Source organism: Lutibacter sp. B1 (assembly GCF_012524075.1).
Taxonomy (GTDB): domain Bacteria; phylum Bacteroidota; class Bacteroidia; order Flavobacteriales; family Flavobacteriaceae; genus Lutibacter.
Map to the genome: position 1 here is coordinate 53173 of NZ_JAAZUI010000001.1, position 25166 is coordinate 78338.

The 25166-nt window shown below is 29.8% G+C and carries 23 protein-coding genes and 1 other RNA gene; 13 read left to right on the forward strand and 11 right to left on the reverse strand.

The features are described from left to right. Positions 1 to 53 precede the first annotated feature (53 nt). Positions 54 to 2804, reverse strand: coding sequence for a TonB-dependent receptor (locus HGB55_RS00200; RefSeq protein WP_168813460.1), 2751 nt, complete (start codon positions 2802 to 2804; stop codon positions 54 to 56). A 166-nt stretch (positions 2805 to 2970) separates the two neighbouring features. On the opposite strand from HGB55_RS00200, the gene uvrB reads away from it, so the two are divergent. Together uvrB and HGB55_RS00210 are read left to right on the forward strand one after the other, a co-directional pair. Continuing rightward, a complete protein-coding gene (uvrB, locus tag HGB55_RS00205) occupies positions 2971 to 4959 on the forward strand; it encodes an excinuclease ABC subunit UvrB (protein ID WP_168813462.1) in 1989 nt (662 codons plus the stop codon). A gap of 15 nt (positions 4960 to 4974) precedes the next feature. Further along, complete coding sequence (locus tag HGB55_RS00210; protein ID WP_168813464.1) at positions 4975 to 5745, forward strand: hypothetical protein; 771 nt, start codon at positions 4975 to 4977, stop codon at positions 5743 to 5745. Positions 5746 to 5820: 75 nt separating this feature from the next. On the opposite strand, the gene fsa is transcribed toward HGB55_RS00210, so the two are convergent. From fsa to ffs, 3 genes are all read right to left on the reverse strand, one after another. After that, positions 5821 to 6474, reverse strand: a complete 654-nt coding sequence (gene fsa, locus HGB55_RS00215; RefSeq protein ID WP_168813466.1) for a fructose-6-phosphate aldolase — start codon at positions 6472 to 6474, stop codon at positions 5821 to 5823. A gap of 63 nt (positions 6475 to 6537) precedes the next feature. Continuing rightward, entirely contained in the window at positions 6538 to 7341 is an 804-nt protein-coding gene (locus HGB55_RS00220) for an SDR family oxidoreductase (RefSeq protein ID WP_168813468.1), read from the reverse strand. A 122-nt stretch (positions 7342 to 7463) separates the two neighbouring features. After that, an RNA gene (gene ffs / locus HGB55_RS00225) (signal recognition particle sRNA small type) lies at positions 7464 to 7562 on the reverse strand. Between the two features lie 176 nt (positions 7563 to 7738). Between ffs and HGB55_RS00230 the strand changes: the two genes are divergently transcribed. The 4 genes from HGB55_RS00230 (at position 7739) to HGB55_RS00245 (ending at position 12835) form a co-directional block, all read left to right on the forward strand. Further along, complete coding sequence (locus HGB55_RS00230; RefSeq protein WP_168813470.1) at positions 7739 to 8263, forward strand: DUF4199 domain-containing protein; 525 nt, start codon at positions 7739 to 7741, stop codon at positions 8261 to 8263. A gap of 11 nt (positions 8264 to 8274) precedes the next feature. Beyond that, the gene (locus HGB55_RS00235; protein WP_168813472.1) at positions 8275 to 9222 is read left to right on the forward strand and encodes a glycosyltransferase family 2 protein; all 948 of its coding nucleotides are present in this window, start codon (positions 8275 to 8277) and stop codon (positions 9220 to 9222) included. A gap of 71 nt (positions 9223 to 9293) precedes the next feature. Beyond that, positions 9294 to 11009 (forward strand): phospho-sugar mutase, encoded by a 1716-nt coding sequence (locus HGB55_RS00240; protein WP_168813474.1) that lies wholly within the window; start codon positions 9294 to 9296, stop codon positions 11007 to 11009. Continuing rightward, positions 11009 to 12835, forward strand: coding sequence for an ABC transporter ATP-binding protein (locus HGB55_RS00245; RefSeq protein WP_168813476.1), 1827 nt, complete (start codon positions 11009 to 11011; stop codon positions 12833 to 12835). The genes HGB55_RS00240 and HGB55_RS00245 overlap by 1 nt, the downstream gene beginning before the upstream one ends. A gap of 62 nt (positions 12836 to 12897) precedes the next feature. On the opposite strand, the gene HGB55_RS00250 is transcribed toward HGB55_RS00245, so the two are convergent. The 4 genes from HGB55_RS00250 to HGB55_RS00265 form a co-directional block, all read right to left on the reverse strand. Then, positions 12898 to 13065, reverse strand: a complete 168-nt coding sequence (locus HGB55_RS00250) for a hypothetical protein (RefSeq protein WP_168813479.1) — start codon at positions 13063 to 13065, stop codon at positions 12898 to 12900. 166 nt (positions 13066 to 13231) lie between these two features. After that, a complete protein-coding gene (locus HGB55_RS00255; RefSeq protein WP_168813481.1) occupies positions 13232 to 13600 on the reverse strand; it encodes a hypothetical protein in 369 nt (122 codons plus the stop codon). A 239-nt stretch (positions 13601 to 13839) separates the two neighbouring features. Beyond that, positions 13840 to 15264 carry a CCA tRNA nucleotidyltransferase gene (locus HGB55_RS00260; RefSeq protein WP_168813483.1) on the reverse strand — a complete coding sequence of 475 codons (1425 nt, stop codon included), beginning with the start codon at positions 15262 to 15264 and terminating at the stop codon, positions 13840 to 13842. 209 nt (positions 15265 to 15473) lie between these two features. Next, positions 15474 to 16034 carry an L-threonylcarbamoyladenylate synthase gene (locus tag HGB55_RS00265; RefSeq protein ID WP_168813485.1) on the reverse strand — a complete coding sequence of 187 codons (561 nt, stop codon included), beginning with the start codon at positions 16032 to 16034 and terminating at the stop codon, positions 15474 to 15476. Positions 16035 to 16177: 143 nt separating this feature from the next. Between HGB55_RS00265 and HGB55_RS00270 the strand changes: the two genes are divergently transcribed. Then, positions 16178 to 17002 carry a glycosyltransferase family 2 protein gene (locus HGB55_RS00270; RefSeq protein WP_168813487.1) on the forward strand — a complete coding sequence of 275 codons (825 nt, stop codon included), beginning with the start codon at positions 16178 to 16180 and terminating at the stop codon, positions 17000 to 17002. Here the strand turns inward: HGB55_RS00270 and HGB55_RS00275 are convergent. Next, positions 16999 to 18033, reverse strand: coding sequence for a UDP-N-acetylglucosamine 2-epimerase (locus tag HGB55_RS00275; protein ID WP_168813489.1), 1035 nt, complete (start codon positions 18031 to 18033; stop codon positions 16999 to 17001). The two genes, HGB55_RS00270 and HGB55_RS00275, sit on opposite strands and share 4 nt — an antisense overlap. Before the next feature lie 114 nt (positions 18034 to 18147). Continuing rightward, entirely contained in the window at positions 18148 to 18963 is an 816-nt protein-coding gene (locus HGB55_RS00280) for a 2,3,4,5-tetrahydropyridine-2,6-dicarboxylate N-succinyltransferase (protein ID WP_168813491.1), read from the reverse strand. A 97-nt stretch (positions 18964 to 19060) separates the two neighbouring features. Between HGB55_RS00280 and ruvX the strand changes: the two genes are divergently transcribed. From ruvX to HGB55_RS00310, 6 genes are all read left to right on the forward strand, one after another. After that, entirely contained in the window at positions 19061 to 19471 is a 411-nt protein-coding gene (gene ruvX, locus HGB55_RS00285) for a Holliday junction resolvase RuvX (protein ID WP_168813493.1), read from the forward strand. Positions 19472 to 19536: 65 nt separating this feature from the next. Then, positions 19537 to 20124: a peptide deformylase gene (gene def / locus HGB55_RS00290; protein ID WP_168813495.1), complete on the forward strand. Its 588-nt coding sequence runs from the start codon at positions 19537 to 19539 to the stop codon at positions 20122 to 20124. A 3-nt stretch (positions 20125 to 20127) separates the two neighbouring features. After that, the gene (locus tag HGB55_RS00295; protein WP_168813497.1) at positions 20128 to 20547 is read left to right on the forward strand and encodes a DUF5606 domain-containing protein; all 420 of its coding nucleotides are present in this window, start codon (positions 20128 to 20130) and stop codon (positions 20545 to 20547) included. Positions 20548 to 20552: 5 nt separating this feature from the next. Beyond that, positions 20553 to 21332: a nucleoside triphosphate pyrophosphohydrolase gene (gene mazG / locus HGB55_RS00300; protein ID WP_168813499.1), complete on the forward strand. Its 780-nt coding sequence runs from the start codon at positions 20553 to 20555 to the stop codon at positions 21330 to 21332. A 29-nt stretch (positions 21333 to 21361) separates the two neighbouring features. Further along, positions 21362 to 21817 carry a DUF1801 domain-containing protein gene (locus tag HGB55_RS00305; protein ID WP_168813501.1) on the forward strand — a complete coding sequence of 152 codons (456 nt, stop codon included), beginning with the start codon at positions 21362 to 21364 and terminating at the stop codon, positions 21815 to 21817. Next, positions 21817 to 22548 carry an SDR family NAD(P)-dependent oxidoreductase gene (locus HGB55_RS00310; protein WP_168813503.1) on the forward strand — a complete coding sequence of 244 codons (732 nt, stop codon included), beginning with the start codon at positions 21817 to 21819 and terminating at the stop codon, positions 22546 to 22548. The genes HGB55_RS00305 and HGB55_RS00310 overlap by 1 nt, the downstream gene beginning before the upstream one ends. 76 nt (positions 22549 to 22624) lie before the next feature. On the opposite strand, the gene lon is transcribed toward HGB55_RS00310, so the two are convergent. Next, positions 22625 to 25078: an endopeptidase La gene (gene lon / locus HGB55_RS00315; RefSeq protein WP_168813505.1), complete on the reverse strand. Its 2454-nt coding sequence runs from the start codon at positions 25076 to 25078 to the stop codon at positions 22625 to 22627. Between the last annotated feature and the right edge of the window lie 88 nt (positions 25079 to 25166).

Genomic DNA, 25166 nt, shown 5'->3' on the forward strand with positions numbered 1-25166 from the left:
TTAAACTGTACATTGTGTGTAACAATAATTAACTAAGATTTATTTATGAAATTTTAAAAATTGTATTTTAATCCAACATTCCAGTTAAAATCATAGTACTCAGCCTGCATTGTTTGTTTTTTAGTACCTTGATAATAACGTAATTCTTGGTTTGTTATGTTTTTAAACTCTGTGAATAATTGCAATCCGTTTATAATTTCACAAGATGCGTTGATATCTAAAAACAGTTGAGAATCGTAATATCTGTCTTCAAAAGCTTCACCTCCGTATTCATCAATATAATCATCAGCATAATTTAAAGAGGCTCTTACTGAAAACTTTTTAGTTTCATAAGAAAGTGAACCATTAAACATATTTTCAACTGCGCCTGACAATGGCACATCATTTCTGTCTTCAATACCATCAGTTTCAGAATCAGTATATGTATAATTAAGATACAGATTTAAGTTTCTTAAAAAGCTTGGTAAAAAGTTCAATTTACGTTGTAACGCTACTTCAAAACCATAAACTTCAGCATTTTTACCATTACGTGCTTGTTTGTATTCAAAAGCAACATCAGGAAATGCACTATCAACATATCCATCTTGTCTGTAATCATAAATCCAATTATCTAAATCTTTATAAAAAGCACCTGCCGATAAAATACCAACTGAGGAAAAATAATGTTCAAACATCAGGTCAAAATTCATAGATTCTGTAGCTTTTAAATTAGGATTTCCTTCTTCAAACTCCAAATCATCAGAATTAATGAATTGGTATGGTACCAAATCGTAATAATTTGGTCGAGCAATTGAGTTTGTATAAGCGAATCTTAAAATAGTATTTTCGGTGAAATTATATTTAACTTGCACGTTAGGTAAAAAGTTGTTGTAACTTTTTGTAGCAGATAATTTTTGAGCATCATTAATTGATTCGGCAGTTTCAATATCTATTCTATAACCGGTATAATCAATATTTGTATCTTCAAAACGCACACCCGCTATAACGGTTAATTTCTCGCCTAAATCTTGTTGAAACATTACATAAGCAGCATTAACTTCTTCTTCAGCATTGTAATTAACAGGAACAAACTCTTCTAAAACAGCTGATTCTTCAAACAATGAGCTGTTAGTTAAATCTAAATTTCCTAAATAATTACTTCGAACAAAAAATCCGGATTTATATTTATCACCCGGCAAAAATCCACCAACAGTTTGATCTTTATATGGTACATCACTTAACAATTCAAAACCTTCCAACGGCTCATATTCATAAAAAATATTATCTCTGCTTTTTTCTTTGTTTTTGTATTTATAACCTGCCTTTAATTTATTTTTATAGTTACCAACTGTTGTTAAAGGAATTTTAAAATCAGCTCTAAAACCATAGTTTTCTTCCTTAGTATAATTATGATTTTCCGTTAATTCTTTAAATTCAAATGCACTAGGATTTGTATATGAATAAGGGTCAACGGCTTTTAGCTCAGGAAATCTCATTTTACTTAAATCTTGTCTAAATTTCACATCTTTATTTCTATAAGTGATATAACGTTCGTTTGGTCTATCTTCAGATGCTTCAGAGTAATTTGCTTTCCAATCAAATTCAACAGAATTAAATAAAATATGTGCTCCGCTAATTGAATATTTTTGAACTTCCTGATCTTCTAAACGCGCATTCTTTTCTGTTCCTCCTTTTGTTTGTCTTTGTACTTCTCCTTCATAAACACCGTCAGAAACTTCTTCAATATCTTTTATTCGTAATCTGTATCTATTTTCCCAATCTTTACGTTTATTAAAAATCGATTTAAAGAAAATAGTATTTTTATCATTAATTTTATAATCTAAGTTTGCAGCAAGACTTAATCTGTCTCTTCTAACATCATATTTTCTAATATCGTGTTCTGAAACGTACGGATTCTCAAAATCTCCGTCCCATTCAAATTCAATATTATCAGATCCATAATCATTCGATTGTAATGAAGCACTAACTACAGCACCTAACTTATTATCAAACATTCTACCGGCAACAACTGTTGACACATTATATAAAGGTTTATTTCTTACCGGATTTGCACCGGCAGCTCCTGTAATAGTTGCTCTAAAATTTGATGGTGCTGAACGAGTTACCAAATTTACAGAGCCTCCAATTGCATCAGCTTCCATATCTGATGTAATTGCTTTGTTTACTTCAACAGCCTGTATCATATCCGAAGGAATTAAATCCATTTGAACACGTCTATTATCACCTTCTGCAGATGGAATTCTATCTCCATTTAATGTTACAGAGTTTAATTGTGGAGCTAAACCACGTATAATTATGTCACGAGCTTCACCTTGATCATTTTGCATTGAAATACCGGGAATACGTTTTAAAGCGTCACCTATATTTGCATCTGGAAATTTCCCTACCTGATCAGCAGCAACAATGTTAGTAATATTTAAATTTGTTTTTTGTTGATTTAAGGCTTTTGCTTGCCCAACACCCAAACTACCTAAAAAAACTTCATTCAATTCATTTGTATCAACTACAAGCTTAAAGTTTGTAACAGTTGTTTTATTTGGACTTACATTAATTTCTTTAATTTCAGTTTTATAGCCTAAATAAGTTACTTTTAAATTGTAGGTTCCTTCATCTGTATTTAAAATTGTGTAATTTCCATTAAAATCTGAAGTTGAGCCAATTTTTAAGTTTTCAATAACTACTGATGCTCCAGGTAATGGTAAGTTGTTTTCATCAATAATTTGTCCACTTATAATTCCTTTAGTTTGCGCACTAATTGTTAATGCTAATAACATAGCACAAACTAATAAAGTAATTTTTTTCATAAAATATAGTTATTGTTAATTAATTTTAGACCAAACTTACTACCTCAAAACCAAGTAAAACTTAAATTAGTTTAATCAAAATGGAAATTATTTGTTAGCAAATCATTAACTATATTAAATAAACGTTACTTTTAAAAACAAGTCTAAATTAGTTTACTTTTGCAGTATGCAATTTAAATTAGAATCAAAATTTAAACCTACCGGAGATCAACCTGAAGCAATTGAACAATTGGTTACAGGAGTTATTAATAATGAAAAATATCAGACGTTACTTGGTGTAACGGGCTCTGGAAAGACCTTTACGGTTGCTAATTTAATTGAAAAGGTTGAAAAACCAACACTGGTTTTAGCTCATAATAAAACGTTGGCAGCCCAATTGTATTCAGAATTTAAACAGTTTTTTCCCAACAATTCAGTTGAATATTTTGTTTCTTATTACGATTACTATCAACCTGAAGCTTATATTCCTGTTTCCGGAACATATATTGAAAAGGACTTATCTATAAATGAAGATATTGAAAAATTACGTATCAGTGCTTCTTCTGCATTGCTTTCAGGCAGAAGAGATGTTATTGTTGTAGCTTCTGTATCTTGTATCTATGGTATTGGAAACCCTATTGAATTTAAAAAGAATGTAATTTCTATTGAAACTGACCAAACCATTTCTCGTACTAAATTTTTACATCAATTGGTTACAAGTTTGTATTCCAGAACTGAAACAGAAATAAGCAGTGGTACTTTTAAAGTTAAAGGAGACACCATAACTGTTTATCCTTCTTATGGAGAACACGCTTATAGAATTCATTTTTTTGGTGATGAAATTGAAGAAATTGAAAGTTTTGATGTTGCTAATAACACTGTTATAGAAAAATTTGAGCAATTAACCATATATCCTGCAAACTTATTTGTTACATCTCCTGATGTTTTACAAAATGCCATTCATGCTATTCAGGAAGATTTAATGAAACAATATGAGTATTTTCAAGAAATTGGTAAACATTTAGAAGCAAAACGACTAAAAGAACGAACCGAATTTGATTTGGAAATGATACGCGAATTAGGTTATTGCAGTGGAATTGAAAATTATTCTCGTTACTTAGACGGTCGGGAAGCAGGAACTCGTCCTTTCTGTTTACTGGATTATTTTCCTGATGATTATTTGATGGTAATTGATGAAAGTCATGTTACCATACCTCAAGTTCATGCAATGTATGGGGGCGACAGATCTCGTAAAGAAAATTTGGTTGAATACGGTTTTAGATTACCTGCCGCAATGGATAACAGACCGTTAAAGTTTGAAGAATTTGAAGCCATTCAAAATCAAGTTATTTTTGTGAGTGCTACACCTGCCGATTATGAATTGCAAAAAACCGAAGGTGTTTTTGTTGAACAAGTTATTAGACCAACAGGGTTGCTGGATCCTGAAATTGAAGTTCGCCCAAGCCTAAATCAGATTGATGATTTAATTGAAGAAATTCAAATTAGAGTTGAAAAAGACGAACGAACGCTAGTAACTACTTTAACAAAGCGAATGGCAGAGGAATTGACTAAATATTTGAGTAGAATTCACGTTCGTTGTCGTTACATTCACTCTGATGTAGATACGTTGGAACGAGTTGAAATTATGCAAGATTTGCGAAAAGGTTTATTTGACGTTTTAATTGGTGTAAACCTGTTACGTGAAGGACTTGATTTACCCGAAGTTTCTTTAGTTGCTATTTTAGATGCCGATAAAGAAGGTTTTTTACGTTCACATCGTTCTTTAACTCAAACTATCGGTAGAGCCGCCCGTAATATTGAAGGTAAAGCTATTATGTATGCTGATAAAATTACAAACAGTATGCAATTAACCATTGATGAGACCAACCGAAGACGCGCAAAACAAATAGCTTACAATACTGCAAATAACATCACTCCTACTCAAATTAAAAAAAGTATTGAAAATACATTGGCTAAAAATACAATCTCATCGTATCATTATGATAATTCGGTAGATATGGCTGCTGAAGATGAATTAGCTTATTTATCAAAATCTGATATCGAGAAAAGAATTCGCGATAAAAGAAAACAAATGGAAGAAGCTGCTAAAGCACTTGATTTTATTGTGGCTGCAAAACTTAGAGATGAAATTAAAGTTTTAAAAGAAAAACTTTAAATTTGGAAAAAAACTATGAAAAAGTTATTCTTTATTTTACTGTTCTTAATAAGCTGTAATTCTTTTTCCCAAAAGGAAAATTATAAATATGTAGATGAAAATTTTAATTCAATCAGCTTTATTAAATTTAAAAAGAAAATTGATTCACAATTATTTGATTTCACTATTAGTAATCTTGATACTATTATATATAAAAAATTACGTTATAAAGAATTTTATGGAAATTTAAAAACCAAAAATGCGCAATTAAAAAAATTATTCTTAAAACGAAATCAAATTGATACCACAAAAGCTTGGCTTATTCATGTTTTAGATACTTTACCAGATATTAAGGATATGCCAAAAATTTCCGGTATAGAATTACTCGATTCATTAAACAAACCTACCGGTATTTTTATTAGCTCAAAAGATTTTAAAAAGAATTTCAAAAAATATTTTTCAAAGAATCATAAACATGTTTTAAATGCTCAAGATTACATAAAAAGAATAGAAGATGAAAAATCAAAAATTGGAGACAATAGTGAACTCATACATTTGTACAATTATAATAAAGGAATACCTTTAGATGTATTAAAACGTAATAATTACTTTAATGATGAAAACTTTTTAATTAAAAAAATATTTTCAGACGGAATTATAAAATATCAAACTATAATAATTCATCCGAATGGAGAATTTTATGTCTCAATGTTTGGACAATTTGATAAGGAAATGAAATTATTAAATAAAAATAAGTTTGATAAACACAAAAAAAGTTGGTTTAAAAAAATCCTAAAATTAGATTAAAAAAAACACTCTTTTTGAAGTGCCCCCAAAAAGTTAGACACTATTTGGGGGTCAGTACATTAAGCCGCTTTTTTATTAGTTTCCTTTTTTGTAATCAGCTAAAAATTGCGCTAAACCAATATCCGTTAAAGGGTGTTTTAATAGCCCTTTAATTGAAGATAATGGTCCGGTCATTACATCTGATCCTATTTTTGCACATTCAATTACGTGCATAGTATGACGTATTGAAGCTGCTAAAATTTGAGTATCAAACTCATAATTATCATAAATTTGTCTTATTTCAGCAATAAGATTTAGTCCGTCGGTAGAAATATCATCTAAACGACCTAAAAATGGAGAAACATACGTAGCTCCTGCTTTAGCAGCCAATAATGCTTGACCTGCAGAAAACACCAAAGTTACGTTTGTTCTAATTCCTCTATCTGAAAAATATTTACATGCTTTAATACCATCAGCAATCATAGGTAATTTTACCACAATTTGAGGGTGTAAAGAAGCTAGTTCTTCACCTTCTTTTACCATACCTTCAAAATCTGTAGCTATAACTTCGGCACTAACATCACCTTCAACAATATTGCAAATATCAACATAGTGTTTCAAAATATTGTCTTTGCCTGTAATTCCTTCTTTTGCCATTAATGATGGATTTGTAGTAACTCCATCTAATACACCTAAAGCTTGAGCCTCTTCAATTTGAGCTAAATTTGCTGTGTCTATAAAAAATTTCATTGTAGTTGTGTTTTATTTAATTTTTATTGATTGATTTATTTTGTAACAAAAGTAATTAAATCATTATAATTTATAATGATCCATCAATAACTTTTCGTAAACTTTATCGGGTAATATTCTTTTTAATACAATGGAGAATTTTTGCATAAAATCACCTACTTTATAATGAATACTGGGTTTTGATGTGTTTATTATTTTATAAATTGCTTTTGCCATTTCTATAGGATCGCTACCACTATCTACATGAGTGTTCATTAAATCAAGATTCTCCTGATACGTTTTTTTATAAGGTGAGTTTTCAAAAACCGGTGTATGATATCTTCCCGATGCTATATTAGTAGCAAAATCACCCGGCGCTACATTGGTAACTTCTATTCCGAATTTTTTCACTTCCATTCTAACAGCTTCAGTAGCAATTTCTAAAGCTCCTTTTGTAGCAGAATAAATTCCTCTAAACGGCAACCCCATATAACCTGCAATTGAAGTTACGTTAATTATTAAACCACTTTTTTGTTTTCGCATTTGTGGTAACACCGCTTTTATTACATCAATTGGTCCAAAAAAATTAGTGTCAAATACGTTTCGCATTTCATTGGTTGGAGTATCTTCAATTGGCCCTGTAATTCCCATTCCGGCATTATTAATTAAAATATCCAATTTACCTTCTTTTAAAATTACTTCAGTAACAGCATTTGTAATACTTTCAACATTGTTTACATCTAATGCCACTAAATTAAAAGGATGATTTTCTATTTTATCAGGATTTCTACTTGTACCATACACAACAAAACCTTTTTTACTCAAAAATTCACCAACAGATTTTCCTATTCCTGAAGAACCGCCTGTAATTAAAATTACTTTATTCATTGAATAATTAGAATATTATATAATTGAACATTTAAAACCATTCAAAAATACGTTATTTAAAGGAAAATGAATATTATTAACTGAAATTTAAGGAGAAAAGTGACTTAAAATAAGTGTATAAAAAAAGGCAAGCTACCTACATCACACCGCTACAACCTAATACCTTTGCTGCGTTCCCGCCCTGGAGGATTCAAAGGGAGCTGGTTGTGTAGGACTTGCCGGCTGCAAATTTACAATCAATTTTCAGTATTACCAATGTTTTTTTATAATTTTATTGTAACATTTTTAAAGTGTTGTTTACTAATTAATTATTAAAACACAATTTATAACTAAAATTAAATTAATAAACTAAAACGGTATTTAGTATATTTGTTAATCTAAAACTAAACAAACAATTATGGAAACCCAAAAATCATCATCAAATCAAATAATGTTAAACTATGGTTTAATGTTAGGATTAGCAGGAGTTCTTTTAAGTGTTATAATTTTTGCAGTAGGAAAAACTTATGATCAACATTGGTCTGTTTCAGTCATCAGTGTATTAATATCTGTTACTATTATAGTACTAGGAATTAAAAAATTTAAAGAATCAAAAGAAGGTTACTTATCTTTAAGTGATGCACTAAAAATTGGTTTAGGCATAGCACTGATCGGAGGAATAATATCTGTTATTTACACATTTATTTTCACAAGTTATATTGAACCAGATTATTTCAAAAATATGGGTGATGTTCAATTCCAAAAAATGTTAGAACAAAACCCTACAATGAGTGATGAACAATTGGATGCGATTAACGAGTCAATGAAAAAATTCTCTGGGCCAGGAATTACATCTGCATTTATCATAATCTGGAGCTTATTCAGTGGTTTCATAATTTCACTTATTGGTGGAGCCATTATGAAAAAATCAAAAGAAGAATAAAAATAATATAAATGGATATATCGGTAGTAATTCCACTACTTAACGAAGAAGAATCTTTAAATGAATTATACGATTGGATTGTAAAAGTTATGCAATCCAATCGTTATTCTTATGAAATACTTTTTATTGATGATGGTAGTACAGATAGTTCTTGGGAAGTAATAAAAAAACTTTCTGCAAAAGATAACAATGTAAAAGGTATTCGTTTTCAAAAAAATTATGGAAAATCTCAGGCTCTAAATGCCGGTTTTAAAAAAGTCCTTGGTGATGTAATTATTACAATGGATGCCGATTTACAAGACAGCCCCGATGAAATCCCCGATCTTTACAATTCAATTAAAAATGAAGGTTACGACCTTATTTCGGGCTGGAAGAAAAAAAGATACGATTCAACAATCAGAAAAAATCTTCCTTCAAAATTATTTAATGCCGCTGCACGTAGAACTTCAGGTTTAAAATTACACGACTTTAATTGCGGATTGAAAGCTTACAAAAAAGAAGTTGTAAAAAACATTGATGTTAGCGGCGAAATGCACCGCTATATTCCTGTACTGGCAAAAAACGCCGGTTTTACTAAAATTAACGAAAAAGTAGTTGCCCATCAAGCACGTAAATACGGAATTACCAAATTTGGAATGGACAGATTTATAAATGGTTTTTTAGATTTAATTACCATTTGGTTTTTATCTAAATTCGGGAAAAGACCTATGCATTTATTTGGCTTATTGGGAACAATTATGTTTATAATTGGATTTTGCTTTGCTTTTTATCTTGGTTTTGAAAAACTTTTTTTGGTTCCTACAGGTAGATTAATAACCGAACGTCCTGAATTTTATATTTCTTTGGCTACTATGACAATTGGTACACAGTTCTTCTTGGCCGGATTTTTAGGCGAAATAATTTTAAGAACTAAAACCGATTCTAAACGTTACATGATTTCTGATAAAATTAACATATAACGTTTTCGTTAAATCCATTATATTTTTACATTTAATCGCCGTATTTTTACATCAAAATAAAACTTTTGAAAATGACTGAAATATTACAAAAAGCACAACTTTGGCTTACAGACACATTTGATACTGATACACAACAAGAAATTGAAGAATTAATCAACAATAATCCTGAGCAATTAACAGACAGGTTTTATAAAGATTTAGAATTTGGAACCGGTGGTATGCGTGGTGTTATGGGTGCAGGAACAAACCGAATTAATAAATATACTCTTGGTAAAGCTACACAAGGCTTGGCAAATTATCTTTTACAAGTCTTTCCAAACAAACAACTAAAAGTTGCTATTGCTTTTGATTGCCGTCATAACAGTAAATCTTTTGCTAAAATTGTAGCAAATGTACTTTCAGCAAATAATATTAAAGTTTATTTATTTGAAGATTTACGCCCTACTCCAGAGCTTTCTTTTACTGTAAAACACTTAGATTGTGATGCCGGTATTGTGTTAACTGCCTCTCACAATCCGCCTGAATATAATGGATATAAAGTATATTGGAATGATGGCGGGCAAATTGTGCCTCCGCAAGACGGTGAAATTATAAGCGAAGTAAATAGCCTGGAATTTTCCGATATCAATTTTAATGCAAAAGAAGAATTGATTGAATTTATTGGTAAAAAAGTTGATGAAGCTTTTATAAATGCCTCAGTAAAAAATGGTACATTTGATATTAAAGGTAGAGAAAATTTAAAAATTGTTTTTACTTCTCTTCACGGAACTTCAATAACAGCAATACCTTTTGCTTTTGAAAAAGCGGGATATACTGATGTAAATATTGTTGAAGAGCAACGTGTGCCTAACGGAGATTTTCCAACAGTTGCATCACCAAATCCTGAAGAACCTGCTGCTTTAAAAATGGCTACTGATTTGGCAAATAAAATTGGTGCTGATATTGTTATTGGAACGGATCCTGATTGTGACCGATTAGGAATTGCTGTTAGAGATTTAGATGGAAATATGAAATTGTTAAACGGTAACCAAACCATGTGTTTAATGACCGACTTTTTAATTAAAAAATGGAAAGATGAAGGTAAATTAAACGGAAATCAATTTGTGGGTTCTACCATTGTTTCAACCAATTTAGTAAATGAAATTGCTGATAGTTTTGGTGTTGAAACTAAAGTTGGTTTAACCGGATTTAAATGGATTGCTAAAATGGTTCGCGAAGCTGAAGGCAAACAAGATTTTATTGGAGGTGGTGAAGAAAGTTTTGGTTATATGGTTGGCGATTTTGTACGTGATAAAGATGCTGTAACTGCTACTTTATTGGCTTGTGAAATTGCTGCTAACGCAAAAGCTAAAGGAAGTTCAATGTTCAAAGAATTACTGCAAATTTATGTTGATAACAGTTTTTATAAAGAACATTTAATTTCATTAGTAAAAAAAGGAATGGATGGAGCTGAACAAATTGCGCAAATGATGGTTGATTTACGTGAAAATCCGTTGACTGAAATTGACGGATCTAAAGTTGAATCAATATTTGATTATCAAGCTTCAACTAAAACAAATTTATTAAACGGTACTGTTGAATCTATTGATATTCCAAAATCTAATGTACTAATTTACCATACTCAAGACGGAAGTAAAATTGCTGCCAGACCAAGTGGTACTGAGCCTAAAATTAAATTCTATTTTAGTGTTAAAGAAAAATTAGATGCTATAAAAAATGCAAGCAACGTTGAAGCTGAATTAGATGCTAAAATTCAACGTATTATTACTGAAATGAAATTAACTTAATGAATTATTTTAAAAAAATTCTAAAATACGCAAAACCTTATATCAACTATGCTTGGTTAAATGTAGTATTTAATATTTTATATGCAATTTTTAATGTACTTACAATTGTAGCGTTTATACCTGTTTTAAACATTCTTTTTAAACAAGAAAATAAAATTGAGGCAAAACCTGTTTATAATGGTATTTTTTCAATTGGAGATTATGCTCAAGATAGTTTTTACTATTTTATTTCTCAAAAAATAGAAAATGACGGTAATGTTAAAACATTGGTTTTTGTTTGTTTTTTAACGTTGTTTTTATTTTTCTTTAAAAACTTCTTTCGCTATTTAGCTTCATTTGTTTTGGCATATTTGCGTAACGGTGTTGTAAAAGATTTAAGAGATAGTATTTATCATAAAATAATAGAATTACCTCTAGCCTATTTTTCAGAAAAAAAGAAAGGTGATATTATTGCTCGTATGACTTCTGATGTTCAAGAGGTTGAAACTTCATTTTTAACATCTTTAGAAGCCCTTGTTAGTGAACCACTTACCATAATTATTTCATTAACAATAATGCTTATTATTAGTCCAAGTTTAACACTATTTGTATTTATTTTATTGCCTGTTTCGGGTTTTATAATTTCATCTGTAAGTAAAAAATTAAAAGCTAAATCGTTATTAGCACAGCAGGAAACCGGTAATTTTTTATCCTTTATTGAAGAAACTTTAACCGGTTTACGTGTAATAAAAGGATTTAATGCTGAAGATAAAATTGAACGAAAATTCAATAATTCTACCAGAAAATTCAGAAATCTAATGACCAACGTTTTACACCGCAAAACATTGGCTTCTCCAATGAGTGAGTTTTTAGGCTCTGCAACAATTATTGCTATTTTATGGTATGGTGGAAAATTGGTTTTGGGAGATGACAGCGCTTTAAAACCGGAACAATTTTTAACATATATAGGATTATTTTATTTGATATTAAATCCTGTAAAATCTTTAACAACAGCATTTTACAATATCCAAAAAGGAAATGCATCTGCAGAACGTATTTTAAATATTTTAGAAACTGAAAACACTATTGTAGATAAACCAAATGCCATTACAAAAGAAACATTTGATAGTGAAATTACATTCAAAAACATATCATTCAAATATTTAGATGATTATGTGTTAAAAAATTTCTCATTAACAATTCCAAAAGGACAAACAGTTGCTTTGGTAGGACAATCAGGTAGTGGAAAATCTACACTGGCAAATTTAATAACTCGTTTTTATGATGTTAATGAAGGTGTTATTAAAATTGATGGAATTGACATAAAAGATATCAATCAAAAATCATTAAGAGGTTTGATGGGAATTGTAACGCAAGAATCTATCTTATTTAATGATACCGTTAAAGAAAATATAAGTTTGGGTGTAAACAATGCAACTATTGAAGAAGTTACAGAAGCTTCAAAAATTGCAAATGCACATGAATTTATTAAAGATTTACCTAAACAATACGACACTAATATTGGTGACAGTGGAAACACCTTATCCGGTGGTCAAAAACAAAGATTAAGTATTGCCAGAGCAGTTCTTAAAAATCCGCCAATTATGATTTTAGATGAAGCAACTTCAGCATTAGATACCGAAAGTGAACAATTAGTACAACTTGCTTTGGAAAAAATGATGGAGAACAGAACCTCATTGGTTATTGCTCACCGACTTTCAACTATTCAAAAAGCAGATTTAATTGTTGTAATGCAAAAAGGAGAAATTGTAGAACAAGGTAAACACGATGAGCTATTAGATAAAAAAGGAGAGTATTTTAAGCTTGTTACTATGCAATCTTTTTAATAAAACCACTTTTAATTAATAAAAGAAAAGAGAGTTCTAAGAACTCTCTTTTCTAAATCTAGCTATGCATAAGCTATTAGTTTCCAAGTAACAGCGTTACCACTATATGGTGGCATTCTATTTCCTTTAGCAATGGGTGCGGTAGTTGATGGAGATCCTACAACTTTCCAAACACCGCTTTCAGGACAAGTCTGACCTGTCCTAGCAGTAGTACCAATTGGTGCTTTCATATTAAGCATACGTTTAATTTTTCCTCATATTTAGATTCCGAGTGAAGAAATTTACCCGACAAGGAAATTTGATTATTAGGAATTTAAACGTATATTTGATTTACTAAATAAATTTTAATTTAAATTCCAGGTCAAGCAATTTCCTAAACGAAACTTGACCTTTTTTTTATTTTCTTTCTCTACGTATTAATTTAAACATCTTATTATTTTCATACTCCATCTCTTCTATATCATATATCACAGTTTCATTTTTATAATCAATCTTAAGCTCTCTCATAATATTTTTAATAAAAACATAATAATAATCTCCTGCCTTAACAACTTTAAATGATTTCTCTGTCTCAATTTCAACAGGCACTAAATATAAACTTTTATCTTCCTCTTCTTTATTTAATCCAATATTAAAAAAATTTATGTTTTCAATATTCATAAACTTACTGGCTCCAGAACTAAAACCAAGTTTTCCAGTTTTATGAACAGTTGCTTTTACTACTCCAAACTTACTAGAAGAATCAAAAAAATCAAGACTAATCATATATTTTATATTTATACAAACGAATATAAGAATAAATATATTATAAAACAATTATATTTAAGATATATTTATTAACAATAATATTTTAATTTAGTATAGGTTCTAGATAGGTTTGAGATAGGTTTGAGATTGTAGTTAAATATAGATTTGAATATATGTTAATATAATTATATTAATATTGATTTATCTAGTAAATTAAATGTAGATAGTGACTAATAAATTATATAAGAGAATAATAATTATTTTATTTTCAACCCTAATTTTTCAGCTTTTTGAAGCATTAAATCATACGCCGAATCATAATCATTGGAAATTTCGCCCTCTAAAATAGCTTCTTTTATGGCATCTTTAATTATTCCTATTTCACGACAAGGTTGTAAATTAAAAATTTCCATAATAAGTTCACCCGAAATTGGAGGTTGAAAGTTTCTTACATGATCTCGTTCTTCAACTTCTTTAATTTTTTGACGAACTATTTTAAAGTTATGATGATATTTTTTAAACTTTGAAGGATTTTTAGTTGTAATATCTGCCTCACATAAAGTCATTAAACTTTCAATATCATCTCCGGCATCAAAAATTAAACGTCTAACTGCCGAGTCAGTAACTTCTGAAGCCAAAATAATTGGTCGAGAACTTAACAATACCATTTTTTGAACAAATTTCATTTTGTTATTTAATGGCATTTTTAAGCGTTTAAATAATTTATATACCATTTTAGAACCCACAAACTCATGTCCGTGAAATGTCCATCCAATAGTTTTATGAAACTTTTTTGTAGGTGCTTTTCCAATATCGTGCAACAATGCAGCCCAACGCAACCACAAATCATCGGTATTTTGTGAAATATTATCTACAACCTCTAAAGTATGGTAAAAATTGTCTTTATGCCTTTGTCCTTCAACCTCTTCAACACCAACCAAGTCAGTTAACTCATTAAAAAAACGTTCTAAAAGGTTCGTTTTAAAAAGCAATTTAAAACCAATTGAAGGTTTTGGAGAAGCTATAATTTTATGAAGTTCTTCAACAATCCTTTCTCTTGTAATAATATCAATTCGTTCAGCATTTTTTAAAATTGATTGAAAAGATGATTCCTCAATATTAAATCCTAATTGTGTTGCAAATCGAATAGCGCGCATCATTCTTAATGGATCATCAGAATACGTAATATCAGGATTTAAAGGAGTTCTGATAATCTTTTTATCCATATCTCCTAACCCATCAAACGGATCTAACAAAAGTCCATAATTTGACTTATTTAAACTTAAAGCCAACGCATTTATGGTAAAATCTCTCCTGTTTTGGTCGTCTTCTAAAGTACCATTTTCAACATTAGGGTTACGACTATTTTCATTATAAGATTCTTTTCGAGCACCTACAAACTCAATTTCAATATCTTCAAAACGTAACATTGCTGTACCATACGTTTTAAATACCTGTACTTTAGGTTTATTTGGAAGCAATTTAGCAACTTCTTCAGCTAATTTTATACCACTACCAACAGCAACAATATCAATATCTTTTGGTGTTTCTCTTTTTAAAAAATAATCGCGTACAAAACCACCTATCACATACGTTTCCAGTTGTAAATTATCGGCTGCAGTTGAAATAAATTCAAAAATTGGATTTGTTAAAGCGTTAATATATAAGTTGTTTTCTTTCATATTTTTCTAAACAATAAAACTCATTAAAATAATAAACGTCATTCTGAATTCATTTACTCACCCATTTCTTATTTTATTGATAAGAAATTCGTGAATCTCCAATTTCAAAATCTCACACACTATTAATAAATTATGATGCGAACTTGAAACAAGTTCAGGTTAACGAAACCTCCTATTTTAATAACTCTTATTATATGTTTTAAAATTTATTACTTGCGAAGTACAAGAATTTCACCATTTTCTTCAACTTTTAAAATTGTTGAAGATTTATCATTTATCGCTTCGCGCTGTAAATTTACAATATAGTCTACGCTATCCAAAATAGGTTGCTCTATTTCTTTAAAACTTTTTGGAGTTGGACTTCCGCTAATATTTGCTGAGGTAGAAACTATTGGTTTTTTAAATTGGTTAATCAATTGTTTACAAAACTCATTTTGTACAATTCTGATAGCAACTGTATTATCACTTGCAATAACATTTGATGCCAATTGTATCGGATTTTTATAAATTATAGTGGTTGGTGTTTTAGTGTTTTCTAAAATATCTAATACACTACTTGGTATTTTTAAAACGTATTTTTGCAACATTTTTAAACTATCAACTAAAATAATTAAACTCTTACTTTCAGGTCTTTTTTTAATTTCAAATACTTTGTTAACAGCACTTACATCGGTAGCATCGCACCCTATACCCCAAACAGTGTCTGTTGGATATAAAAAAACCTTCCCGTTTTTAAGAATTTCTAAACTGTTACTAATCTCTTGTTGCACTCTTCTAAATTTTACAAATAATTAATATATACGTATAAAATAAACTATTTATTAACCTTTACATAAATATTTCTTCAATTTTTACTAAAAAACTTTGCCACAAAGATATTTAAATTTAATCACTAATTTTTTATAAAAATCGTATGCATATTTCAGTTATAATAAGTACATACAACTCGCCTGTTTGGCTCGAAAAAGTTTTATGGGGTTATAATAACCAAACACATAACAATTTTGAATTAGTTATTGCTGATGATGGATCAAAAAACTGCACTAAGGATTTAATTGATTCTTTTAGAACCGAAGCTAATTACCCTATTACACATGTTTGGCAAGAAGATAATGGTTTTCAAAAATCACAAATATTAAATAAAGCAATTCTACAATGTAAAGCTTCATATATAATTATGTCTGATGGAGATTGCATTCCGAAAAGTAATTTTGTTGAAGTCCATGATTCTAAAAAGAAAGAAGGTTATTTTTTATCTGGAGGCTATTTTAAATTATCAAAACAGCTTTCAGAACAAATAAGTAAAAAAGATATTTTCTCAAAGAATTGTTTTGATATCAAATGGTTAAAAAAGAACGGATTAAAAAAGTCTTTTAAAAACAATAAATTAAGTTCCAAAAAAATAGAATCAGAAATTTTAAACAAAACTACACCAACAAAAGCCACTTGGAATGGACATAATGCATCCGGATGGAAAAAAGATATTATAGCTGTGAATGGATTTGACGAACGTATGCAATATGGCGGACAAGATAGAGAACTTGGTGAACGTCTTTTTAATTTTGGAATAAAATCAAAGCAACTACGGTATAGCGCTATAGTAATTCATTTAGATCATCCAAGAGGTTATGCTAATAAAGAAAGTTGGAAAAAAAATAAAGAAATTAGAAAGTATACACGGAAAAATAAGATTGTAAATTCACCTTTTGGCTTAATTAAGCATGGCAGTTATACTTAAAATCTGAAATATCCAAATCGTTTTCTTAATTGTAATTTTCTAAAAAGATTAAGTGGCTTTTTCTTTAATTTTTCACTTTCATTCTCCTTTAAAAAATGAAGCACAGCATCTACTACTCTTTTACTGGATTTACCATCAACGTATGGATGTTGTTTTAAAGCAAAAGATTTAATTCTTTTCATTAATTTTTTTGGTCGGTTTAAAGCGTGCTCAATACTTAGTTTTATAGTATCAACTTCAGTAATATTTACAAAACTTCGTTTAGGTTTATTATTTCTAAAAGTAATTACCGGTTTATTTTGAATTGCAAATTCTGTGATTATGGATGAGGTATCAGTAAACATTACATCAGCATATTTTAAAGGCTCTAAAGTATCTAAATAAGGAATATAAGTTACGTTATTATAACTGCCCAGTTTTTGAAATTTCTCAACAATAACACTATCCATTTTTGGATGTAAATTTATAATCCACTCCCAATTTTCACCTTCAATTAATTCAACTATTTTTTTATAAACTTCTTCATTATATGCTAAACTTAACCGTTCTGTAAAAGTTGAAGCTAAAAAAATAACAGGTTTATTTCCTTTCTTTTTTTCTGAAGGAAATAAAACATCAACTTTAGACCAACCCGTTTCAACTACTTTAAAATGTCCGTGTTCTTTAGCTAATTTTTTAAATCTTTTTGTTGTTGACGGACCTTGAGTACAGTACAAATCAAACAAACCTCTTATCCTGAAATGACCTTTATCTTTACTTCTTTTATTCACGCTAAAGCCATGAAATAATTGCACTTTAATTCCCGGAAAAAAATGAGGAACTTCATTTGATGCAACCAAAACAGCATCAGGCTTGTATTCTAAAACATCTTCAACGGTATTTAAAAGAATTTCATCAGGTAGCAACTTCTTTTTACTCTCTTCGAGTTCAACAAACCATTTAGCTTCAAAACCTCTTTTCAAAATTTCGGCTTGTAAAGGTCTTACAATTGGAAAACCATAAGAATATGATATGTATAATAAAAACTTCATTAAAAATAATTGGACAGCAAATTTACTGTTTTTTTAATTTATAGTATTATACAGCCTTAAACAAAAAAGGTTTCCTACGTTGAGGAAACCTTTTTTTATATCTAATAACATTTACTAAACAGCAACATCATATTCTCTCAAAGCATCGTTTAACGATGTTTTTTTATTGGTACTTTCTTTACGTACTCCAATAATTAAAGCACAAGGTACATTGTACTCTCCCGCATTGAATTTTTTAGTGTAACTTCCCGGAATAACCACCGAACGTGCAGGAACTCTACCTTTCATTTCAACCGGTTCATCTCCTGTAACATCAATAATTTTTGTTGATGCCGTTAAAACCACATTAGCGCCTAAAACAGCTTCTTTTTCAACTCTAACTCCTTCAACAACAATACAACGAGAACCTACAAAAACATTATCTTCAATAATTACAGGTGCTGCTTGTAAAGGTTCTAAAACGCCACCTATACCAACACCGCCGCTTAAATGTACATTTTTACCAATTTGAGCACAGCTACCAACTGTTGCCCATGTATCTACCATTGTACCTTCATCTACATAAGCACCAATATTTACATAACTTGGCATTAAAATAGTACCACCAGAAATGTAGGCACCATAACGTGCAACTGCATGTGGCACAACTCTAATTCCTTTTTCTTTATACCCTGTTTTTAAAGGTATTTTATCGTGATATTCAAAAATTCCAACTTCATACGTTTCCATTTTTTGAATTGGAAAATACATAACAACTGCTTTTTTTACCCATTCGTTTACTTGCCAGCCACCATCAATTGGTTCTGCAACACGTAAACTTCCACTATCTAACAAGCCTACAACTTTTCTAATAGCATTTTGTATTGTTTCTTCTTTTAATAATTCTTTGTTTTCCCAAGCGTTTTCAATAATTTCTCTTAATTCTTTCATGCTGTTTAAATTCTAATTGATGCAAATATAAAGTTTAAAAAATTATCTGATTGAAAATAACTAAATTTGCACAACTTTAATACTATATGTTAATATTTTGGCACGCATTATAGCTTTTGATTATGGTGAAAAAAGAACCGGTATTGCAGTAACTGATGAGTTACAGATTATTGCATCCGGACTTACAACCATTGAAACCAAAAAAATATTTTCGTTTTTAACTGATTATCTTAAAAATGAGAATGTTGAGCTTTTTGTTGTTGGAGAACCAAAGCAGTTAAACAATTCGGCAAGTGAAAGTGAACAGTTTATAAAGCCATTTATTGAAAAATTAGGTACAACTTTTCCTAAAATTCCAATTATTAGGGTTGATGAGCGTTTTACATCAAAAATGTCATCTCAAAGTATGATTGATAGTGGTTTAAAAAAGAAACATCGTCAAAATAAAGCTTTAGTAGACGAAATTAGTGCAACCATAATACTACAATCCTATCTATATAATAAATAGAAATAATTATCTATTTTATTATTCCTTTAATCTTTTGTACTTTTGCAGTCTCATAAATACAAAATATGATTTTACCTATAATAGCTTATGGAGATCCGGTTTTAAGAAAAATTGGAGTTGATATTGATAAAGAGTATCCTGGTTTGTCTGAACTTATTGAAAACATGAAAGAAACCATGGCTAACGCTCAAGGTGTTGGTTTAGCTGCTCCGCAAATTGGTAAGGCTATCAGGCTTTTTATTGTTGACACTACACCTTTTGCAGAAGATGAAGAGTTAGAAAATGAAGAACGTAACTTTTTAGGAGCATTTAAAAAAGTTTTTATAAATGCAAAAATTTTAAAAGAAGAAGGTGAAGAATGGCCTTTTAACGAAGGCTGTTTAAGTATTCCCGATGTAAGAGAAGATGTTTTTAGACAAGAAAAAATTACCATTGAGTATTTAGACGAGAATTTTGAAAAACACACTGACGTAATTGATGGCTTGGCAGCAAGAGTTGTTCAACATGAATACGATCACATTGAAGGAATTTTATTTACCGATAAAATTTCATCATTAAAAAAACGATTGATTAAAAAGAAATTAGAAAATATTTCAAAAGGAAAAGTAAATCCTGATTACAGAATGAAATTTCCTTCACTAAAAAGAAAATAATTTATGGAATTAAAAGATATAGTAGCCGTAAATGGCAAACCGGGATTATACCAAATTAAAGCACAAGCAAAAGGTGGTATTATTGTTGAATCGTTAATTGATGGTAAAAAAATTCCAGTTACAGTAACTCATAATATTAGTGCTTTGAACGAAATTGCCATTTATACGTATGAAGAAGAAGTGCCTTTACGAATTGTTTTTAAAAGCATTGCCGAAAAAGAAAATGGTAAAGAAGCAATTAATCCTAAAGAAAGCGGTAAAGTTTTAACTTCATATTTTAGAGAAGTTTTACCAAATTTTGATGAAGAACGTGTTTATACTTCAAACATAAAAAAAGTATTGCAATGGTATAATTTATTAGCCTCTAAAAATTTCGATTTTTCTTCAATTAAAGAAGAAGAGGAAGAAAATAAAGAAGCATAATAGCTATGAATACAAGAGAACAGCAACTCCAAGCCTTTGGTCGATTATTAGACATTATGGATGAGTTGCGTTCAAAATGTCCGTGGGATCAAAAACAAACATTGCAATCGTTACGTCATTTAACCATTGAAGAAACTTATGAATTAGGTGACGCTATTTTAAATAACGATTTACAAGAAATTAAAAAAGAATTAGGAGACCTGCTTCTTCATATTGTGTTTTATGCAAAAATAGGTTCCGAAACCAACGATTTTGATATTGCTGAAATTGCAAATTCCATTTCAGAAAAATTAATACATCGCCATCCTCATATTTATGGTGATGTAAGTGTTAATAATGCTGATGATGTTAGTAAAAACTGGGAAAAACTAAAATTAAAAGAAGGTAAAAAATCTGTTTTAGAAGGCGTTCCTAAATCATTACCGGCTATGGTTAAAGCTAACAGAATACAAGATAAAGTATCGGGCGTTGGTTTTGATTGGGAAAAACCGGAACAAGTTTGGGAAAAAGTACAAGAAGAACTTAGCGAACTAAATACCGAAATTGAAAAAGGAAATACCGATAAAATTGAGTCAGAATTTGGAGATGTGTTGTTTTCAATGGTTAATTATGCTCGTTTTATTGATGTAAATCCGGAAAATGCATTAGAACGTACCAATAAAAAATTTATCAACCGATTTCAATACTTGGAAAAAGAAGCCAAAAAAATTGGTAAATCATTACACGATATGTCTTTAACAGAAATGGATGTATTTTGGAATGATGCAAAGAAATTATATAAATAATAGTAAATTAGCATAGTTAAAAATGTACTATGCAAATTAAAGCCAACAATCCGGAAGCATATATTTCGAATATTTCTACTGAAAGAATACCGCACTTTAATAAACTGCGCCAAACTATTTTAAACAATATTCCTGAAGGTTTTGAAGAACAAATGAGTTATGGAATGATTGGTTATGTGGTTCCAAAAAACATTTACCAAAAAGGCTATCATTGCGACACTAATTTACCTTTACCTTTTATGAGTATTGCTTCGCAAAAAAATTTTATTGCCCTATATCATATGGGAATTTATGCCAATCCTGATTTGCTAAATTGGTTTGTTAAAGAATACCCTAAACATTGTAAACGAAAATTAGATATGGGTAAAAGTTGTATTCGGTTTAAAAAACCGGAAGAAATTCCTTTTGAATTGATTGCCGAATTAGCACAAAAAATAACTGTAAAAGAATGGGTTGATTTATACGAAACTAGTTTTATAAAATAATGGAAAAAATATTAATTATTACAGGTGGCAGTAAAGGTTTGGGATTTGGTTTAGCTACCAAATATCATAAAAAAGGATATAGAGTAATTTCAATATCCAGAAGTAAAATAGAAAAATTTTATTCTTTAGAACAATACCAATGCGATTTAAGTAAAACTGAAACCATAGAAAGTGTATTAACCGAAATCTTTTCTCATTTAGATAAAAACAGCACAACTAATTTAACTTTAATTAATAATGCAGGAGATTTAGGAAGAATAAATACAATTGAGAACTTAACTCCTTCAGAAATTAATTATACAATTCAAGTTAATTTAATTGCCCCTCTTGTTTTAAACTCTTTATTTATTAAATTATCAAAAGATTGGAATTGCAAAAAACAAATTTTCAATATTTCTTCTGGTGCTGCAATCAATCCTTATGAAAGTTGGGTAATGTATTGCTCATCTAAAGCGGGAATTGATATGATGACCAAGGTTATTTCAAAAGAACAAAAGGATTTGGAATACGGTGTAAGCATTGTTTCAATTTATCCGGGTATTGTTGATACCGATATGCAAGCCCAAGCCAGAAGTGCTCCTAGAGAAAATTTTAAATCGGTTCAACGATTTATAGATTTTTACGAACACGGAGATTTATACACACCCAAACAAGTTGCTGAAAAAATTTACCATTTAGATGTTACAGGTGAATTAAAAAACGGAAGAATTTTAGATGTTAGAAATATATAAAAAAATCAAACTGAACTGAATTTGCACACTTTTAGGATAAATTCAATTCAGTTTGACCTTATTAAAACTTAATACTTTATAATCGTTTTGCGTTTTTAACTTTTTGCTTAGTTAAAGCCAAATCAATAACCTCTTTCATATCATTAACATAATGAAATTTCAATCCTTTTAAATACGATTCTTTTATTTCAGCTATATCTTTTTTGTTTTCTTCACACAAAATTATTTCTTTAATATTAGCACGCTTTGCAGCCAATATTTTTTCTTTAATTCCACCAACCGGCAACACTTTTCCTCTAAGTGTTATTTCTCCTGTCATAGCCAATTTAGATTTTACTTTACGCTGTGTAAATACTGATACTAAAGAAGTTAACATAGTTACACCCGCACTTGGCCCATCTTTTGGGGTTGCACCTTCAGGTACATGAATATGAACTTTATACTCGTTCAAAATTTTAGCATTGATACCAAAATCGCTTGCATTTGCTCTAATATATTCCATGGCAATTGTAGCAGATTCTTTCATAACCTGACCTAAATTACCGGTAATAGTAAGTCCTTTTCCTTTTGAAATAATAGATTCAATAAATAATATATCACCACCAACGCTTGTCCATGCTAAACCTGTTACAACACCCGCAACTTCATTAGTTTCGTACTTATCTCGCTCTAAATGCGATGGTCCTAAAACTTTTTCAATAGTTTCAACTGTAATTTTCACTTCATACTCTTCATCCATTGCAATTGATTTTGCAGCATAACGAACCATTTTTGCAATTTGCTTTTCCAATCCTCTCACACCAGACTCTCGAGTATAGGCTTCAACAATTTTTTCTAATTCTCTTTTACCAATTTTTAAATTATTGGTTGATAAACCATGTTCTTTTAATTGTTTAGGTAATAAATGACGCTTCGCTATTTCAACTTTTTCTTCAATAGTATAACCTGTAACCTCAATTATTTCCATTCTGTCTCGTAAAGCCCAAGGAATGGTTGATAAATTATTCGCTGTTGCAATAAATAATACTTTGGAAAGGTCATAATCCAACTCCAAATAATTATCATAAAAAGCAGTATTTTGCTCAGGGTCTAATACTTCTAACATTGCTGATGAAGGATCTCCATTATGACTGGAAGAAGCCAACTTATCAATTTCATCTAATACAAAAACCGGATTTGAAGTACCTGCTTTTTTAATATCTTTTATAATTCTTCCGGGCATTGCTCCTATATACGTTTTTCTATGTCCACGTATTTCAGCTTCATCACGCAAACCACCTAAAGACATTCTAACATATTTTCTACCTAAAGATTCTGCAACTGATTTACCTAATGAAGTTTTACCAACTCCCGGAGGTCCGTATAAACAAATTATTGGAGATTTCATATCTCCTTTCAGTTTCAATACAGCTAAATGTTCAATTATACGCTCTTTAACTTTATCTAAACCAAAATGATCTCTATCTAGTATTTTTTGAGCTCTTTTTAAATCAAATTTATCTTCAGAAAATTCATTCCATGGCAATTCAAGTAATAAATCTAAATAATTGCGTTGAACTGAATATTCAGCAACTTGCGGATTCATACGCTGTAAACGTCCTAATTCTTTTTCAAATGTTTCAGCAACTTCTTTATTCCATTTTTTAGCTTTAGCCTGCTCACGCATCTCATCCAATTCCTCATCATAAGAAGCGCCTCCTAATTCTTCTTGAATAGCTTTTAACTGCTGATGCAAATAATATTCACGTTGTTGCTGATCAATATCCGATCTGGTTTTAGATTGGATAATATTGCGTAATTCCAACCTTTGCATCTCAACATCCATCTTTTTTAAAGTAAGTAATGCTCTTTCTTTTAAGTTATCAGTTTGTAATAACTCTTGTTTCTCCTCTACTTTCAAGTTCATACTTGAAGAAACAAAATTGATTAAAAAAGGTTTACTTTCAATATTTTTAATAGCAAAACTGGCTTCGGTTGGCATCGCTGGATTTTCAGTAATAAGACGAATGGCCATTTCCTTAATTGAATCTACAATAGCTTCAAATTCCGCTTCTTTTTCTTCTTTACGATCTTCTTTACATGCTTTTGTTGTTGCTTGAAAATAAGGCTCTTCTTTTACAAAGTCTTCTACCTCAAACCTTTTTTTACCTTGAATAATTACAGTTGTATTTCCATCAGGCATTTTTAGCACTCTTAAAATACGAGCTACTGTTCCTACTCTGTATATATCATTTATTGTTGGATCTTCAATTGCTTCATTTTTTTGAGCAACAACTCCAATAATTTTATTGCCTTTATTGGCTTCTTTTATTAATTGAATAGATTTATCTCTTCCGGCAGTGATAGGAATTACAACACCAGGAAAAAGTACTGTATTACGTAAAGGTAATATGGGTAAAACTTCAGGCACATTTTCCTTATTTATTTCTTCTTCGTCTTCCGGGGTCATTAAAGGTATTAAATCTGCATCCTCATCTAAAATGTGCTGTAATGACAGATTGTCTAGTTTTAAAAATTTTGATTCGCTCATAATTTATTTTGGGTCATTTTGTCATTTATCAATCTTATTCACTAATCATCGAAAACAACAAAATTAATTTATTTTTTTGTTTATCAGT